Source organism: Devosia submarina (assembly GCF_003056345.1).
Classification (GTDB): Bacteria; Pseudomonadota; Alphaproteobacteria; order Rhizobiales; family Devosiaceae; genus Devosia; species Devosia submarina.
On record NZ_PYWB01000014.1, the window covers coordinates 52,740 to 66,728 of the forward strand.

The window sequence follows — 13,989 nt, forward strand, 5'->3', positions numbered from 1 at the left end:
CCTAGAAATGCAACCCGCATGCTCGCCTTATTGCTATCTGCACAGGTGAAGGTGGCAGGGCAGGGTCGAACTCACCTACCCGCAGCAATGGCGGCTGCGCCATGAAGCGCGGCTTCTGTCCCCGATGCGGCTGCGCCGCATGCACCACAAATGGATGGCATAGGTACACCGTCCCCGCAGGCCCTGTCGCCAGCACTTCCGGGCAGTGCGCCGTCGAGGCAAAGCCATCCGCCGCCAATTGCCCCAGCGTCAGCCCGGCCTCCCCATGTGGCAGGAGTTCGCGCGCAATCACAGCATGCGAGCCTTCCCGCAGCCGCGTCGGTGTATCTTCCGGCCCTACATCGGAGAACAGAAACAGCATGAGCAGCGCGCGTCCGCGGCTTTGGACATTGATCCGCCACTGCATGAAGTCGGGATTGTCCGTCCCGAAGCTCATGTCCACATGCCAACCCGCATCGCCCGGATCGTCCGCCGACGGGAACCGCACGGGAAAGGAGCCAAGCCCCTGTGGCGCAACCCATCGTCCTTCACCCACCAGGGCATCATAGGCACCATGAAGCCGAGGCGTATTGGCCGCCTCCACAAAGACGGGCCCCGACATGAACGGCACCCGCACAACAGGCCTTATCCAGCCTTCCGGCGCATCGGGCGAAAGTCCCATCGCCTTCCAGAGCTCATCGCGGCCGCGGTGGGCAAGATCGGCACCAAAGGCACCCTCCAGCCGCACAAAGCCGCACTCAATGAAATCCTCAACCTGAGCCGTGCTCAGGCCCGGTGAAACAACATCTGACATAGAAAATCTCCACTCATCCGCCTGCAGGCGGAGTGTTCAATCTGAGCGGCACCCAGTGCCGCAACGACCGGGGTCGTTCAGACGAGCGGAAAGAAAACCGACATAAACATCATGCCCGAAAAGCTAGCGGAGGAGACAGGAAGGCGCAAGCACCAACCTGTCTGGAGTGCTCTCGGGAGCAAACCGGTCGAACGAGCAAGCCATGCCGCCAAGCTCCCTCAAGGTCCGGCACGACATTAGCAGTAGACCTCATGGTGAGCCTGTCGAACCACGAGGTCGTGCCCCGTTCCCCAGACACGCACCCCCAGCGCCAAGCCTCCATCAAACCCCAGGCGGCTCCGCAGTTATGAACTCGAACTCCAACCCCCGACACAGCGGCAGGTCAAACCCGTCCCTGAGTGAAACCTCCTGCTCCCCCGAAAAGAACAATACTACGTCATAAACAATCCCGCTCGGGTCCTTGGGCCCGAACCAGGCCCTGAAAGCCTGCGCCATGGCTGCGAAGAACCCGCTCGGTGGCGCCGGAGCCGGAATGCCCCTCACGCAAACAAACCAGCGCCTTGGCGAAAACACCGTCTCGCCCAGCGTCGTCATGGGCCGGGAAACGCGCACAAAGCCCGGATCGGCGTCGCGCTCCTGCACCACGCGCGCGGCCTCTATTTGGTAGCCATAGGGATAATCGCGCGCCTCGGGCGAATATTGCAGCGTGTTTGTGCCCGCATTATTGCTGGAGCACCCGACCAGCATGGCAGCCAATCCAAGCGAAACAAATAGTCTCAACATGCCGTCGCTCCTGCTCGCACGGCCGCCATCGCCCGGACCGGGCGTCGCTGCCCAAGGCCCTGGCGATCAGGCCAACCGATCAGTGGGAAAAGCTATTTGTCCGTCGGCCCAAGCGAATGGAGCCCGGCCTCATACATGCGAAGCGTTGCTTCGATGTCCTCAATATGAACGGCAAAGCCTCGGTCAACGGCTTCCAATTGCTGACGTAGAAAATCGCGCCTCGCCTGGAGCTCGAACTTCTCGCTCTCGAGCGCCATGATCGCCATGTAGACAAGGTCTCGATGTGCGGACAGACGCTGCACCAGCGGAGCCGTTTCTCCGATTGGGTCCTTGAACTCTGGTTTGCTATGTTGATTTTCGCCGTCAGCCGGCATAGTTTCAGTTGTGGCAAGTAAAGCCATACGGTCCTCCACAAAACTTGCTAGAACGATCTAGGGGTACGTTCTGATCTTATTTGTGGATAACAACCGCGATTGCTGGAAACACCAAGGATTTCCGGGCGTTAATCTAAACGCTAAAGGTAAATCGCAGAATAGCTTGCTATTCAGCGAAAGCCACGAATTCACCTTCAAACACACCAGCACGTTGTCCCGCGCATTCCAGCACGGCGCCCAGTTTGATCCGCCCGCGGCCGCGCCGCGTCAGCATGCGCATAAACGCGTCCCAAGCTGGAGCGTCTTCAAACGAAGCGATTGCCGTGAAATCCCCGGCCATGGGCAGCAGATAGTCCATAGTACTGCGCTGAATAACCAGCCGGCTCGGCACGCCCGAGCTTACGAGCCGCACATGCAGCAGTGACCAGGCGGCCAGCGTCGCCACCGACGCCGCGCTGCCGCCAAAAACCGTCTGGTGATGATTGATGTTGGGCGCAAGCGGCGCCTCCAGCGCCACGCGATTCCCCGCAACGCTCGCCACCCGCACGGCCATGGCCCGCGACAGCGGAATATGGTCGTGCAAGAAAGTTTCGAGCTCGGCTGCTGTCATGCCCAGGCCTGGAGATCCTCCAGCGCCCGTCCGGTGATCGCCCTGCGCTTGGCTATGGTCTTGTCATTGCCCCGCCAGCGGCCCACCCCTTCGGGCTTTACAACGCTGACTTCTGGGAACAGCCCGAAATTGACGTTCATCGGCTGGAAGCTCCGCGCCCCGCTGTATCCCTCGGCTTCGATGTGCCCGCCAGTGATATGCGCCACCAGCGCACCCAGAGCCGTCGTGATCGGCGGCGTCGGCATCGGTTCACCCCTTGCGTCCGCTGCCGCGAGGCGCCCGGTGATCAGCCCGATGGCAGCACTTTCCACATAGCCTTCCACACCCGTCACCTGGCCGGCAAAACGGATCCGCGGATCGGCCTTGAGCCTGAGATCTGGCCCCAGCACCTTGGGCGAGTTGAGGAACGTATTCCGGTGCAAGCCGCCAAGCCGTGCAAACTGCGCGTTCTCCAGGCCGGGGATCATGCGGAAGATTTCCGCCTGGATGCCGTAGCGCATCTTGGTCTGGAACCCGACCATGTTCCAGAGTGTCCCCAGTGCATTGTCCTGCCGCAGCTGCACAATGGCATAGGGCTTGACGGTTGGGTTGCGCGGATTGGTTAGCCCCACCGGCTTCATCGGCCCATGGCGCAGCGTTTCCACACCGCGCTCCGCCATCACCTCGATGGGCAGGCAGCCGTCAAAATACGGCACCTTTTCCCAGTCCTTGAACTCATGCAGCGGCGCGGTCTTCAGCGCCTCCACGAAGGCCATGTACTGGTCCTTGTCCATGGGGCAGTTGAGGTAGTCCGCGCCCGTACCGCCAGGGCCGGCCTTGTCATAGCGCGACTGCGCCCAGACAATGTCCATGTTGATGCTGTCGCGGTGAACGATCGGCGCGATCGCATCAAAGAACGCCAGCGCATCCTCGCCCGTTACCTGCAGGATTGCTTCGGCAAGGGCAGGGGAGGTCAGTGGCCCCGTGGCAATGATCACATTGTCCCATTCCGGCGGCGGCAAACCGGGGACTTCCTCGCGCATGATCGAAATATTCGGGTGGTTCTCGATGGCGCGGGTCACTTCGGCCGAAAAGCCGTGGCGATCCACCGCCAGCGCACCGCCAGCCGGCAGCTTGTGCTGGTCGGCCGCCCGCATGATCAGCGAACCGCAGCGCCGCATTTCTTCGTGCAGCAGTCCAACGGCATTTTGCTCATGATCGTCCGAGCGGAAGCTGTTGGAGCACACGAGCTCCGCCAGGCTATCGGTCTGGTGCGCATCGGTTGCGCGTACTGGACGCATTTCGTGGAGAATGACTTGGGCGCCAGCCTCGGCCGCCTGCCAGGCAGCTTCGGAGCCGGCCAGGCCCCCGCCAATAATATGTATGGGATTTCGCATGACGGGCAGATACCAAGCCCGCCATGCAGAGGCAATGCAATCCTTTAGGCTGCGCGCTTCTGGTGCAGCCCCTCCAGCACTTCTTCGATGATCTTGTCACAGAATGCCGGCAGATCGTCCGGCTTGCGGCTGGTCACCAGCCCCTGGTCCGAAACAACCGGGCTGTCTTCCCATTTGCCGCCCGCATTTATCACATCCGTCTTGATTGAGTTGTAAGACGTAACGCGGCGATCCATAAGGATCCCCGTTTCGATCAGCAGCCATGGCGCATGGCAAACCGCAGCCACCACCTTCTTTTGGGTCCAGAACGCCTTGATCAACTCGAGCACTTTGGGCTCGACCCGCAACAGGTCCGGATTGATCTGCCCGCCCGGCAACACGATCGCGTCATAGCTGTCCGCCGAAACCTGATCGATGGTTTTGTCGACCGGAACACTGCTGCCCCAATCGTCCTTGTCCCAACCTTTGATCTCGCCGGCTTCAAGCGAGACCACATGCACATCTGCACCGGCCTCGCGCAAGGTGTTGAGCGGCACCTCCAGCTCTGATTGCTCGAAGCCGTTCGTTGCGACGATAGCGATGGATTTCCCTGATAGTTTTGACATGTTTGACTCCTTTGATCTGTTGTGACCAACGAAGGCGGAGTCGGGCCAGTTCCAGCCCTCAACGGTAACAGTCTGTTAACGCGAAGCACCCAGCGGTGACACAAGCGGTGTCAGCAGGCGCCAAAAGCAAAACACCCGCATCTCAAAGAGAAGCGGGTGTTCGGTCTGCGTATTCCGAATTGCTGGCGAAGTATAACTTAGAGGCCAGCAGCATGGTCGCGCGCGATGCGATTGATGTCGGTGCGCGAAATGCCCAAATCGTTGAGCTGGCGATTGTCCAGAGCGGCAAGCTCACGAACGGTTTGCTGGTACGCAGCCCACTTCTTGAAGGTTTTACGGATGTCCATTTGGTCTCTCCTGCTTGTTTACGAGTTCATATTTAGGGCAGGGCCACAAAGATGAGCAGATGGTCTTTGGTCAAACTAGCCATGCAATCAGTGCGGGGCTTTAACTAGTCGTGTTCATCTCTGATTCAGGAAGATGGCAAGCCTTGGCCAAACCTATGGCTTCGGCGCGGCTCAAGCGCACTGGTTCTACCGGTCAAACAGGGACTGGGTCATTTTCTTGAAGTCGGGACCAGAAATCCCCAGGAAATCCGCCTCTTTGGTCGAAGGGACATCCATCTCTCGCAAGGTTTGGCGGATATCAACGAGGCGCTTCACACGCCATACTGCACGCACAAACATCGGCTTTTCTCCACACGGATAAAGGATGAAACGCACCATGAGCCAATGCCAAGCGCTTCGCCATTCCACCAAGCACACGAGCATCATGCGCTTGCTGCATGGCTAATTTCACGTGATTGTTGTGTCTGTTGTGGCATGCTTCAAGCGTCCTATGCCTTGCACAAGGAGGATTCACCGCATGCTGACTTTGCCGCAAGTCTTTGATCGAGAAGAACAATCCTACGCTTTCGTCACCTTCACCGTCCGCATGAACGAGATGCAGAAGCCCGCCGAACAAGGCTTTCCGCTACTGTTCCAGACTCTTGAGCAACAAGGCATCACCCCGATCGGCGCCCCGTTCTACAACTACCGCCGCATCAACATGGCCGAAACCCTTGACGTTGAAGCCGGAATTCCCGTCTCCCATCAGGGACAGGAGACAGGCGCAGTGAGGTTCGGTACCTTGCCTGCAGGTCGCTTTGTTGGCCTCACCTGGCATGGCCACCCCGACAAACTTGAACCGGTCACGGGCTTGCTGATCGGCTGGACCCACCAGACGCAAACTCCTCTGGATATGGAAGAATTACCCGACGGCGATCATTTCGCCTGCCGGCTGGAAATCTACGAAACCGACCCGGACGATGAGCCTGACATGGAAAAATGGGTGACGCACCTGGCCTTCAAGCTGAAGGACTAAGCTGCATTCTGTCCCAGGCCCGCCAGTCTCCGTCCACCTCGAGAGCCTCGGCAAGCCGCTCTTCATAAAGGGCGCGCGGAATTTCTATCCCCCCGAGCGAAGCCAGATGGTCGGTGACAAATTGAGTGTCGAGCAGGGTGAACCCGCCGGCATTGAGCCGCTCCACAAGATGTGCCATGGCCATCTTGCTGGCATTCGAACGCCTGTGAAACATGGATTCTCCAAAGAACGCACCGCCGATCGCCAAACCATAAAGGCCGCCGACGAGATCGGGTCCGTCCCAGACCTCAACCGTATGGGCCACACCCCGCCGGAACAATTCCCCATACACGGAGCGGATGGTACGATTGATCCAGGTCGAATTCCTGTCCTGGCCCACTGTCGCGCAACCCTCGATAATGGCCTCGAAGTCGGTGTCGACCTTTATGGTGAAAGGGGATTTTCGGATGGCCTTTCTGAGGCTCGTGGACAGGCGAAATGCGTCAAGGGGGATAACTCCACGCATTTCCGGGCTAACCCAGAACAAATCTTCGTCCTGGGCATCCTCGGCCATCGGAAAAATGCCCGCGCGATAAGCCCGGACAATAAGTTCGGGCGTGATGTCGACGTCAAAGGGGCTGCGCTTTGCCATGCTGAAACTTACTGAAGCAAAAGGGGCGCAGTGCGCCCCTTCCGGATCAAACCTTGTTCTCGGCCAGGTATTTCTCAAGCCAGTGAATATCGTAATTGCCTGCCAGGATGTCAGGCTCGCGGATCAGGCGTTGGAACAATGGCAAGGTCGTCTTGATACCGTCGACCACGAACTCATCGATCGCCCGGCGCAAACGCTGCAGGCATTCGTCGCGTGTGCGCCCATAGACGATCAACTTGCCAATCAGCGAGTCGTAGTACGGGGGGATTTTGTAGCCTTGGTAGACCGCTGAGTCGACGCGCACCCCAACACCACCGGCAGGATGGTAGAAAGTGATCGTGCCCGGCGACGGCGCAAAACTTTGCGGATCCTCGGCATTGATGCGCACTTCAATGGCATGACCATAAAAGCTCACATCGGACTGCTGCATGGAGAGCTTTTCGCCCGACGCGACACGGATCTGCTCGTAAACGATGTCCACGCCCGTAATGCGCTCCGTAACGGGATGCTCCACCTGTAGGCGCGTGTTCATCTCGATGAAGTAGAACTCGCCGTTTTCATAAAGAAACTCGATGGTTCCAGCGCCCGAATAGCTGAGCTTGCGCATGGCCGCGGCGCAGATCTCACCGATCCTGTCGCGCTCTTCCGGCTTGATGGTCGGCCCGCCAGCTTCTTCCCAAACCTTCTGGTGACGCCGCTGCAGCGAGCAGTCGCGTACACCCAGATGCACGGCATTGCCCTGTCCATCCCCGAGCACCTGCACCTCGATGTGGCGCGGCTTGCCCAAATACTTTTCCATGTAGACGGAATCATTGCCGAACGCAGCCTTGGCTTCCGAGCGCGCGGTGGACCACGCCACCAACACATCGTCTTCGCTCTGGGCAACCTTCATGCCGCGGCCACCGCCGCCAGCCGTTGCCTTGATAAGGACGGGATAGCCGATTTGCCGCGCCGTGCTCAGCGCTTCTTGTTCCGTTTCAACGGCTCCAGCCGAACCCGGAACCACCGGAATACCAAGCTCCACGGCCGTTTTCTTAGCCGTGATCTTGTCGCCCATGATCTCGATATGATGCGAGGAAGGCCCGATAAAGGTGATCTTGTGCTCGGTCAGAATCTTTGCAAACCGGGCATTCTCGGACAGAAACCCATAGCCTGGATGCACTGCATCGGCGCCGGTGATTTCGCACGCCGCCATGATCGACGGGATGTTGAGATAGCTGTCCTTGGCCGAGGGCGGGCCAATGCAGACGCTCTCATCGGCTAGCCGCACATGCATGGCGTTGGCGTCGGCCGTCGAGTGCACGGCAACAGTTTGAATGCCAAGCTCTTTGCAGGCGCGCAGGATGCGCAAAGCGATTTCGCCGCGATTGGCGATCAGGACCTTCTGGAACATGAAGTTCCCCCTTACTCGATGACGACGAGCGGCTCGCCGTATTCCACCGGCTGGGCATCCTGGACAAGAATGCGGGTGATCGTGCCCGAACGATGGGCCGGGATCTGGTTCATCGTCTTCATGGCCTCGATGATCAGCACGGTCTGGCCCTCGCTGACCTTGGTGCCGACTTCAACAAAGGCGGGCTTGCCCGGTTCGGGCGAGCGATAAGCCGTGCCCACCATCGGCGAGGTGAGCGTTCCGGGATTGCTTGCCAGATCCTCTGGGCTCGCTGCGGCTGCAGCAGGCACGGAGCCAGCCGGAGCAATGGAAGCGGGAGCCGCATGCTGCGGGGCCTGGATGTATTGTGGTGCAGCCGCGTAGGAAACGTTCTCGCTGGGATAGGAGCGCGTTACGCGAACCCGGAAATCCTCTTGCTCGATTTCGATCTCGGCGAGATTTTCCTTGTTGAGCAGTTCGGCGATGGCCCTGATCAGGTCCTGGTCCACTTGCGATGACTTCGTCATTCTTATTGGTCTCCCGCGCGCTACGCGTTGTTCGTTATGAAAGCTTCTCGGCAAGGGCCATCAGGGACAATCTATACCCTGCAATGCCAAAGCCGCAAATGACACCAACTGCAACGGCCGAGACATAGGAATGGTGCCGAAACGGTTCACGTTGATGGATATTTGAAAGGTGCACTTCCGCCACGGGCAGGCCGACGGCCTTGAGCGCGTCGTGAATGGCGACAGAAGTATGGGAATAAGCAGCCGGATTGATCAGTATGGCGTCGGCGCTTGATTGCGCCTCCTGAATCCAGGTCACTAGCTCCCCTTCATGGTTGGACTGGCGGAAATCGATCGAAAGCCCAAGCTCCTGGCCCGTTGTCTCGCAAAGGGCCTGCACATCGCCAAGCGTATGGGCGCCGTATATACCGGGCTCTCTGGTGCCCAGCATGTTCAGGTTCGGACCATTGAGGACTAGAATGCGCTTCGCCATGATCTCTGCCTTGTGCACCTGTCGCTTGGACAGGCGCAAGCCGGGTTATACGAAATGCACCAAAAAGGCAAAATCTGCGGCTCAGCCCTCGCATTCCGTTTCGCCGCACGCCCGCATATTGGCAATGCGTGCACGCAGCTCATCAACCCCAATGGCGCCGGGTATGATCTCGTTGCCGATGATGTAAGTGGGCGTTCCGGTGATGTTGAGAGCCCGAGCGATCTCGTATGACGACTGGATCGATTGGGCAACAGCCTCTGTCCCCATCTCCAGCTCAAGGCTGACGGGGCTCAGCCCCAGATCGGCCGCCGCCTTCAGCGCGGCAGCCTTATCCACCTGGCCCCGGCTGGTGAACAGCGCCTCATGGAAGCTCCAGTAATCGACATCAGCTTCGCCAACCAGAACAGCCACGCGAGCAGCGTCTATTGATTCGTTGGAAAGGATCGGAAATTCCTTGAGCACCACTCGCAGGTTTGGATCTTCCGCCAGAAGTGACGCCATGTCGGGCAGGGCAGTGCGGCAATAGCCGCAATTGTAATCGAAGAACTCGACAAGCGTGACATCGCCTTCAGGATTGCCAAGGACGACTTGCCTGGGATCGTTGAAGATCTTGTCCCGCATCGACGCAATGGCCGTGCTCGCGGCTGAGCGTTCCTCGGCCTGCAAGGTGCTATCGAGAGCAATGGACATGCGCTGCAGGATCTTAGGGTCGCCCATTAAATAAGATTCGATCAGCGGATTAAGTTGTTCCGGATCGATCTCGGCAACAGTCGTTGCGGGCGGAGCAGCTGCGGCGAGCTTGGCATCATAATCAGAGATTGCCTGGTCGATCATGGCTTGCACGCTAGCATTGTCGAGCCCTGGTGCGGGCCTGTCGACGGTGGCGTAACCTAATCCCCCGGCAAGAATGCCGGCTAGTCCAACAAGGGCAAGTGTTACGCGGGACATCGATCAAGGCTCCAGCAAATAGTTTGCGCACTCTTTAGCAGAGCTTGCGCAAGTTTGGCAGCCAGAGAAAAACGCAAGGCTAAAGCCGCAATCAATTGTGGTTGAGCGCCCAGCCCGAACTCGCTAGGTCAGGAGGTTCAAGAGGAAGCGCTATGTCCAATTTGCCTGCCGACGGCTTGATGCCGTTCCATGCCATGGAAATTCTTAAACGAGCCAAGGCGATCGAGGCCGGCGGCCGCACCGTATGCCACCTTGAAGTGGGCGAGCCCGGCTCGCCCCCTGCGCCACGGGTTCTTGAGGCTGTGCGGCAGGCCCTTCCGCAGGCGCAGGGCTATACCAACGCCAAGGGCTTGCCCGAACTGCGCGAGGGCCTTGCGACCTACTACGCTCACCAGCACAACGCTGCTGTGGACCCCGACAACATCGTAACGACCATGGGCTCGTCCGCTGGCTTCATCATTGCCTTCCACACGGCGTTCCAGCCCGGCGCCCGCATCGCGATCACCCGGCCCGGTTACCCCGCCTATGTTAACACCTTGCTGGGCCTGGGCTTTGCTGTCACGGAGATTCCTCTGTTTCCGGAAAATGGCTGGAAGCTCACCGGCGCCGATATCGCCGCGGCGCATGAGCAAACCCCATTTGATGGCCTGCTCTTTGCCAGCCCCGCCAATCCCACCGGCGCTGCAGTAGACCGTGCGCAATTGGCCGACATCGTCGCCACATGCAACCAACTCGGGGTGCAGCTCATCTCCGACGAGATCTATCACGGACTTGACTATCGTGGCCCATCGGTCAGCGCACTGGAGCTGACGTCCAATGCCATCGTCATCAACAGCTTCTCGAAATATTACTGCATGACAGGCTGGCGTGTGGGCTGGATGGTATTGCCCGATCATCTGGTGCGGCGTGCCGAAATCCTGCAGCAAAACCTGTTCATTTCAGCGCCGACCCTGAGCCAGATTGCCGCCACGGTGGCGCTTAGCGAACGCGACTATTCCGAGCAGCAAAAGGCCGGCTACGCGGCCAATCGCGCCTTGCTGGATGATGGTCTAAGGCAGATCGGTTTCCAGACCGGCAGCCCTTCGGATGGCGCCTTTTATGCCTATGCCGATATCAGCAGCTTTTCCAACGACTCCATGAGCTTTTGCGAACGCTTGCTTGAAGAAGCAGGCGTTGCGGCAACTCCGGGCATCGACTTCGACCGGGCAGGGGGCAATCGTTACGTCCGTTTCTCCTATGCCGGCAAGGCCGAAACGATGGAGATCGCCCTGGAGCGGATGCGCGCCTTTCTCAAGTGACAAGCGGCGCAAAGCGCAAAAGAAAAGGCGGTCCGAAGACCGCCTTTTTGTTGTTCTAGCCTAGGCCAAGCTTGCGCTGCCACCAGCCCGCCTTCTTTTTTGGCGGCTCGGCCTGCTCACCTTCTGCTTCAGCCGGTGCGGCGCTGGAAGACACCACGATACCTTCCGCGGGAAGCTCTTTCTTGACCCGGCGCGGCCGTGTTGGCTCAGTCGCAGGCGCGGCTTCCTCGGCTACCTGAGCAGCCGCCGGCGCAGGCTCTGGGGAGGGTTCGGGTGCAGGTGCAGGTGCCGCTTCGCTGACCTCTGCGGGCGGCGATGCCTCTGCGGCTTCCACCGCAGCCTTGCGCGTCCTCGGCTTGCGCTTCGGCTTTTCCGCTACGACCGGCTCCGCATCAGCGCCACCGGCGGGAGCTTCAACTGGCTCCGCATCGACAGGCGCCCGCTCAGCCGTTTCCGCAACCTTCTTGCGGCGCGTCCGCTTGGGCTTTTCAACGGGCGCTTCCGCCTCAACGGGCTGCTCTTCAGCCGGCGCCGTTTGAACAGGCTCGGCCTCAGCTGCAACCTCCGCCTCGGGCGGCATTATGATAGCGTCCTGTGCCAGCAATTCCTCGGCAACAGCTTCGGTCGCTTCGGGAGTCAGCGTTTCCTCGGCGCCAACTGCCGGAGAGCGCTCCGCAAAACCTTCTTCGCCGTCGCGGCGATTGCGGCGGCCGCCCCTGCGCCCCCTCCGACGCCGCTTGCGCCCTTCGGAGTCAGAAGTGCCTTCGGCTCCAGCGCGAGCAATGTTCTCGTCTTCGCCTTCCGCGCCGTCGTCCGCATCGGTACCTGCCGCGGCGTCTACAGCGCCTTCCGCCAGCGACTCAGCAACAATGCGCTGCGGGCGGTCCTCGCCCCGATCGGCACCGCCCCGCCGACGACGGCGACGGCGACGGCGGTTGCCTTCGCCTTCTCCCGTTTCAGCTAGGGAAGACGAGGCTGCTTCTTCTGCAACTTCGTCATCTGCCTCGTCGACGACATCTTCATCGAGATCATCGTCGATCACGGCGCTGTCGACGCGGACATGCTCTGTAGCGCGCTGTTCGGCATAGGCCATGACGCGGGCCTCGCCCTTCTCGATAGCGAACTGATGCCCTGTCATCTTTCCATCGGCCATAATGGTGATGGAAAGATTGTTTCGCAGTTCAAGCGAGGTCAGTGTCTCGCGCTTGAAGTTGAGGATGTAGAGCGCGACATCAACTGGCACCCGGACATTGATCGACTGTCCCTGCCGGCGCAGCACATGGTCCTCGATATGACGCATGATCATGAGCGCCAGCGATTCTGTTGAACGAACCAGCCCCGTGCCTTCGCAGATCGGGCACTTGTGCGTGGAGCTTTCCACCACGCCGAAGCGGATACGCTGCCGGCTCATTTCCATGAGCCCGAAATGCGAAATACGCCCAACCTGGATGCGTGCGCGATCGTCCTTGAGGCAATCCTTGAGCTTGCGCTCCACAGCACGATTGCTGCGATTCTCCATCATGTCGATGAAGTCGATAACGATGAGACCCGCTAGGTCACGCAGCCGCAATTGGCGCGCAACTTCCTCTGCTGCCTCCAGATTTGTCTGGAGAGCCGTGTCCTCGATGTTGTGCTCCTTGGTGGAGCGGCCAGAGTTCACGTCGATCGAAACCAGCGCTTCGGTTGGATTGATCACAATGTAGCCGCCTGACGGCAGGGTCACCGTTGGCGAGAACATCGAATCGAGCTGCTGCTCAATGCCGTACTTGGAGAACAGGGGCTGCTCTTCCTTGTAGAGGACCACGTTCTTGGCGTGGCTCGGCATGATCATGCGCATAAAGTCTTTGGCTTCGCGGAACGCATCCTCGCCCGCCACAAACACCTCATCGATGTCCTTGTTGTAGAGGTCGCGAATGGTCCGCTTGATGAGCGAGCCCTCTTCATACACGAGGCATGGCGCCTGGCTCTTGAGGGTAAGCGAACGCACGCTTTCCCAAAGACGCATCAGATATTCAAAATCACGCTTCACCTCGGCCTTGGTGCGCGAAGCACCGGCCGTGCGTAGAATAACGCCCATACCCTGCGGCACCTCGAGATCGGACGTGATCTCCTTTAGGCGCTTGCGATCGGCAGCATTGGTGATCTTGCGCGAAATGCCGCCACCGCGAGCAGTGTTGGGCATCAGAACGGAATAGCGGCCAGCCAACGAAAGATAGGTGGTGAGAGCCGCGCCCTTGTTGCCGCGCTCTTCCTTGACCACCTGCACCAGCATGACCTGCCGGCGCTTGATCACTTCCTGGATCTTGTAGTGGCGGCGGCTGGGGCTCTGCCGCCGACGTTCGGGCACTTCCTCAAGCGCATCAGCACCGCCAATCGATTCGACAGGCTCGGCATTTGCCGGCGCCTGTTCGATGTGGCTGTCATCTTCGCCTTCACCATTTTCGGCGTCTGCCACCGAGTCTGTGTCGGATGCGGCGTCGCCTTCAGCGGAAGCAACAACTTCTTCCTCGGCTTCCTCGGCGTGTTCTTCCTCGTGCTCTTCATCGCGCAGCAGGGCTTCGCGGTCGGCAACGGGAATTTGGTAGTAGTCGGGATGGATTTCGCTGAAAGCAAGGAAGCCATGACGATTGCCGCCATACTCCACAAACGCTGCCTGCAGCGACGGTTCAACTCGCGTCACCTTTGCGAGGTAGATATTTCCCCGCAACTGGCGGCGGGTCGCCGATTCAAAATCGAATTCTTCGAGCCTGTTACCTGCGGTAACGACAATCCGTGTTTCTTCCGGGTGGATGGCATCCACCAGCATTCTCTTGGTCGCCATGGGGAACTCCGCGCGCT

At 59.6% G+C, this 13,989-nt stretch carries 16 protein-coding genes; 2 read left to right on the forward strand and 14 right to left on the reverse strand.

Going from position 1 to position 13,989, the window contains the following annotated elements:
• Position 1: 1 nt before the first annotated feature.
• The 8 genes from DDE77_RS17845 to DDE77_RS19600 form a co-directional block, all read right to left on the reverse strand.
• Positions 2 to 793 (reverse strand): phytanoyl-CoA dioxygenase family protein, encoded by a 792-nt coding sequence (locus DDE77_RS17845; RefSeq protein ID WP_108398839.1) that lies wholly within the window; start codon positions 791 to 793, stop codon positions 2 to 4.
• Positions 794 to 1,114: 321 nt separating this feature from the next.
• Positions 1,115 to 1,576, reverse strand: a complete 462-nt coding sequence (locus DDE77_RS17850) for a hypothetical protein (protein WP_157959931.1) — start codon at positions 1,574 to 1,576, stop codon at positions 1,115 to 1,117.
• A gap of 92 nt (positions 1,577 to 1,668) precedes the next feature.
• On the reverse strand, positions 1,669 to 1,977 hold the full coding sequence (locus DDE77_RS17855; RefSeq protein ID WP_157959932.1) for a hypothetical protein: 309 nt from the start codon (positions 1,975 to 1,977) through the stop codon (positions 1,669 to 1,671).
• Positions 1,978 to 2,116: 139 nt separating this feature from the next.
• On the reverse strand, positions 2,117 to 2,560 hold the full coding sequence (locus DDE77_RS17860; RefSeq protein ID WP_108398842.1) for a thioesterase domain-containing protein: 444 nt from the start codon (positions 2,558 to 2,560) through the stop codon (positions 2,117 to 2,119).
• Positions 2,557 to 3,936: a methylenetetrahydrofolate--tRNA-(uracil(54)-C(5))-methyltransferase (FADH(2)-oxidizing) TrmFO gene (gene trmFO / locus DDE77_RS17865; RefSeq protein WP_108398843.1), complete on the reverse strand. Its 1,380-nt coding sequence runs from the start codon at positions 3,934 to 3,936 to the stop codon at positions 2,557 to 2,559. The genes DDE77_RS17860 and trmFO overlap by 4 nt, the downstream gene beginning before the upstream one ends.
• Positions 3,937 to 3,980: 44 nt before the next feature.
• A complete protein-coding gene (locus DDE77_RS17870) occupies positions 3,981 to 4,541 on the reverse strand; it encodes a type 1 glutamine amidotransferase domain-containing protein (RefSeq protein ID WP_108398844.1) in 561 nt (186 codons plus the stop codon).
• A 197-nt stretch (positions 4,542 to 4,738) separates the two neighbouring features.
• Positions 4,739 to 4,888, reverse strand: a complete 150-nt coding sequence (locus DDE77_RS17875) for a DUF1127 domain-containing protein (protein ID WP_074797262.1) — start codon at positions 4,886 to 4,888, stop codon at positions 4,739 to 4,741.
• A 186-nt stretch (positions 4,889 to 5,074) separates the two neighbouring features.
• Positions 5,075 to 5,227 carry a hypothetical protein gene (locus tag DDE77_RS19600; protein WP_157959933.1) on the reverse strand — a complete coding sequence of 51 codons (153 nt, stop codon included), beginning with the start codon at positions 5,225 to 5,227 and terminating at the stop codon, positions 5,075 to 5,077.
• A gap of 178 nt (positions 5,228 to 5,405) precedes the next feature.
• Between DDE77_RS19600 and DDE77_RS17885 the strand changes: the two genes are divergently transcribed.
• Positions 5,406 to 5,903 carry a GyrI-like domain-containing protein gene (locus DDE77_RS17885; RefSeq protein WP_157959934.1) on the forward strand — a complete coding sequence of 166 codons (498 nt, stop codon included), beginning with the start codon at positions 5,406 to 5,408 and terminating at the stop codon, positions 5,901 to 5,903.
• On the opposite strand, the gene aat is transcribed toward DDE77_RS17885, so the two are convergent.
• From aat to DDE77_RS17910, 5 genes are all read right to left on the reverse strand, one after another.
• On the reverse strand, positions 5,887 to 6,534 hold the full coding sequence (gene aat, locus DDE77_RS17890; RefSeq protein WP_108398847.1) for a leucyl/phenylalanyl-tRNA--protein transferase: 648 nt from the start codon (positions 6,532 to 6,534) through the stop codon (positions 5,887 to 5,889). The two genes, DDE77_RS17885 and aat, sit on opposite strands and share 17 nt — an antisense overlap.
• A 46-nt stretch (positions 6,535 to 6,580) precedes the next feature.
• Positions 6,581 to 7,927, reverse strand: a complete 1,347-nt coding sequence (gene accC, locus DDE77_RS17895) for an acetyl-CoA carboxylase biotin carboxylase subunit (protein WP_108398848.1) — start codon at positions 7,925 to 7,927, stop codon at positions 6,581 to 6,583.
• Positions 7,928 to 7,938: 11 nt separating this feature from the next.
• A complete protein-coding gene (gene accB / locus DDE77_RS17900; protein ID WP_108398849.1) occupies positions 7,939 to 8,433 on the reverse strand; it encodes an acetyl-CoA carboxylase biotin carboxyl carrier protein in 495 nt (164 codons plus the stop codon).
• A gap of 34 nt (positions 8,434 to 8,467) precedes the next feature.
• Positions 8,468 to 8,905 carry a type II 3-dehydroquinate dehydratase gene (aroQ, locus tag DDE77_RS17905; RefSeq protein WP_108398863.1) on the reverse strand — a complete coding sequence of 146 codons (438 nt, stop codon included), beginning with the start codon at positions 8,903 to 8,905 and terminating at the stop codon, positions 8,468 to 8,470.
• An 81-nt stretch (positions 8,906 to 8,986) separates the two neighbouring features.
• Positions 8,987 to 9,853: a DsbA family protein gene (locus DDE77_RS17910; protein ID WP_108398850.1), complete on the reverse strand. Its 867-nt coding sequence runs from the start codon at positions 9,851 to 9,853 to the stop codon at positions 8,987 to 8,989.
• A 152-nt stretch (positions 9,854 to 10,005) separates the two neighbouring features.
• On the opposite strand from DDE77_RS17910, the gene DDE77_RS17915 reads away from it, so the two are divergent.
• Positions 10,006 to 11,151: a pyridoxal phosphate-dependent aminotransferase gene (locus DDE77_RS17915; RefSeq protein WP_210204430.1), complete on the forward strand. Its 1,146-nt coding sequence runs from the start codon at positions 10,006 to 10,008 to the stop codon at positions 11,149 to 11,151.
• 55 nt (positions 11,152 to 11,206) lie between these two features.
• Here DDE77_RS17915 and DDE77_RS17920 read toward each other — a convergent pair whose 3' ends face one another.
• Positions 11,207 to 13,972 (reverse strand): Rne/Rng family ribonuclease, encoded by a 2,766-nt coding sequence (locus DDE77_RS17920; protein ID WP_108398851.1) that lies wholly within the window; start codon positions 13,970 to 13,972, stop codon positions 11,207 to 11,209.
• Positions 13,973 to 13,989 lie beyond the last annotated feature (17 nt).

Bases quoted from the DNA above. Each gene is read 5' to 3' on its own strand.
- DDE77_RS17845 (WP_108398839.1), bottom strand. From the start codon at position 793: ATGTCAGATGTTGTTTCACCGGGCCTGAGCACGGCTCAGGTTGAGGAT.
- DDE77_RS17850 (WP_157959931.1), bottom strand. From the start codon at position 1,576: ATGTTGAGACTATTTGTTTCGCTTGGATTGGCTGCCATGCTGGTCGGG.
- DDE77_RS17855 (WP_157959932.1), bottom strand. From the start codon at position 1,977: ATGGCTTTACTTGCCACAACTGAAACTATGCCGGCTGACGGCGAAAAT.
- DDE77_RS17860 (WP_108398842.1), bottom strand. From the start codon at position 2,560: ATGACAGCAGCCGAGCTCGAAACTTTCTTGCACGACCATATTCCGCTG.
- trmFO (WP_108398843.1), bottom strand. From the start codon at position 3,936: ATGCGAAATCCCATACATATTATTGGCGGGGGCCTGGCCGGCTCCGAA.
- DDE77_RS17870 (WP_108398844.1), bottom strand. From the start codon at position 4,541: ATGTCAAAACTATCAGGGAAATCCATCGCTATCGTCGCAACGAACGGC.
- DDE77_RS17875 (WP_074797262.1), bottom strand. From the start codon at position 4,888: ATGGACATCCGTAAAACCTTCAAGAAGTGGGCTGCGTACCAGCAAACC.
- DDE77_RS19600 (WP_157959933.1), bottom strand. From the start codon at position 5,227: ATGTTTGTGCGTGCAGTATGGCGTGTGAAGCGCCTCGTTGATATCCGC.
- DDE77_RS17885 (WP_157959934.1), top strand. From the start codon at position 5,406: ATGCTGACTTTGCCGCAAGTCTTTGATCGAGAAGAACAATCCTACGCT.
- aat (WP_108398847.1), bottom strand. From the start codon at position 6,534: ATGGCAAAGCGCAGCCCCTTTGACGTCGACATCACGCCCGAACTTATT.
- accC (WP_108398848.1), bottom strand. From the start codon at position 7,927: ATGTTCCAGAAGGTCCTGATCGCCAATCGCGGCGAAATCGCTTTGCGC.
- accB (WP_108398849.1), bottom strand. From the start codon at position 8,433: ATGACGAAGTCATCGCAAGTGGACCAGGACCTGATCAGGGCCATCGCC.
- aroQ (WP_108398863.1), bottom strand. From the start codon at position 8,905: ATGGCGAAGCGCATTCTAGTCCTCAATGGTCCGAACCTGAACATGCTG.
- DDE77_RS17910 (WP_108398850.1), bottom strand. From the start codon at position 9,853: ATGTCCCGCGTAACACTTGCCCTTGTTGGACTAGCCGGCATTCTTGCC.
- DDE77_RS17915 (WP_210204430.1), top strand. From the start codon at position 10,006: ATGTCCAATTTGCCTGCCGACGGCTTGATGCCGTTCCATGCCATGGAA.
- DDE77_RS17920 (WP_108398851.1), bottom strand. From the start codon at position 13,972: ATGGCGACCAAGAGAATGCTGGTGGATGCCATCCACCCGGAAGAAACA.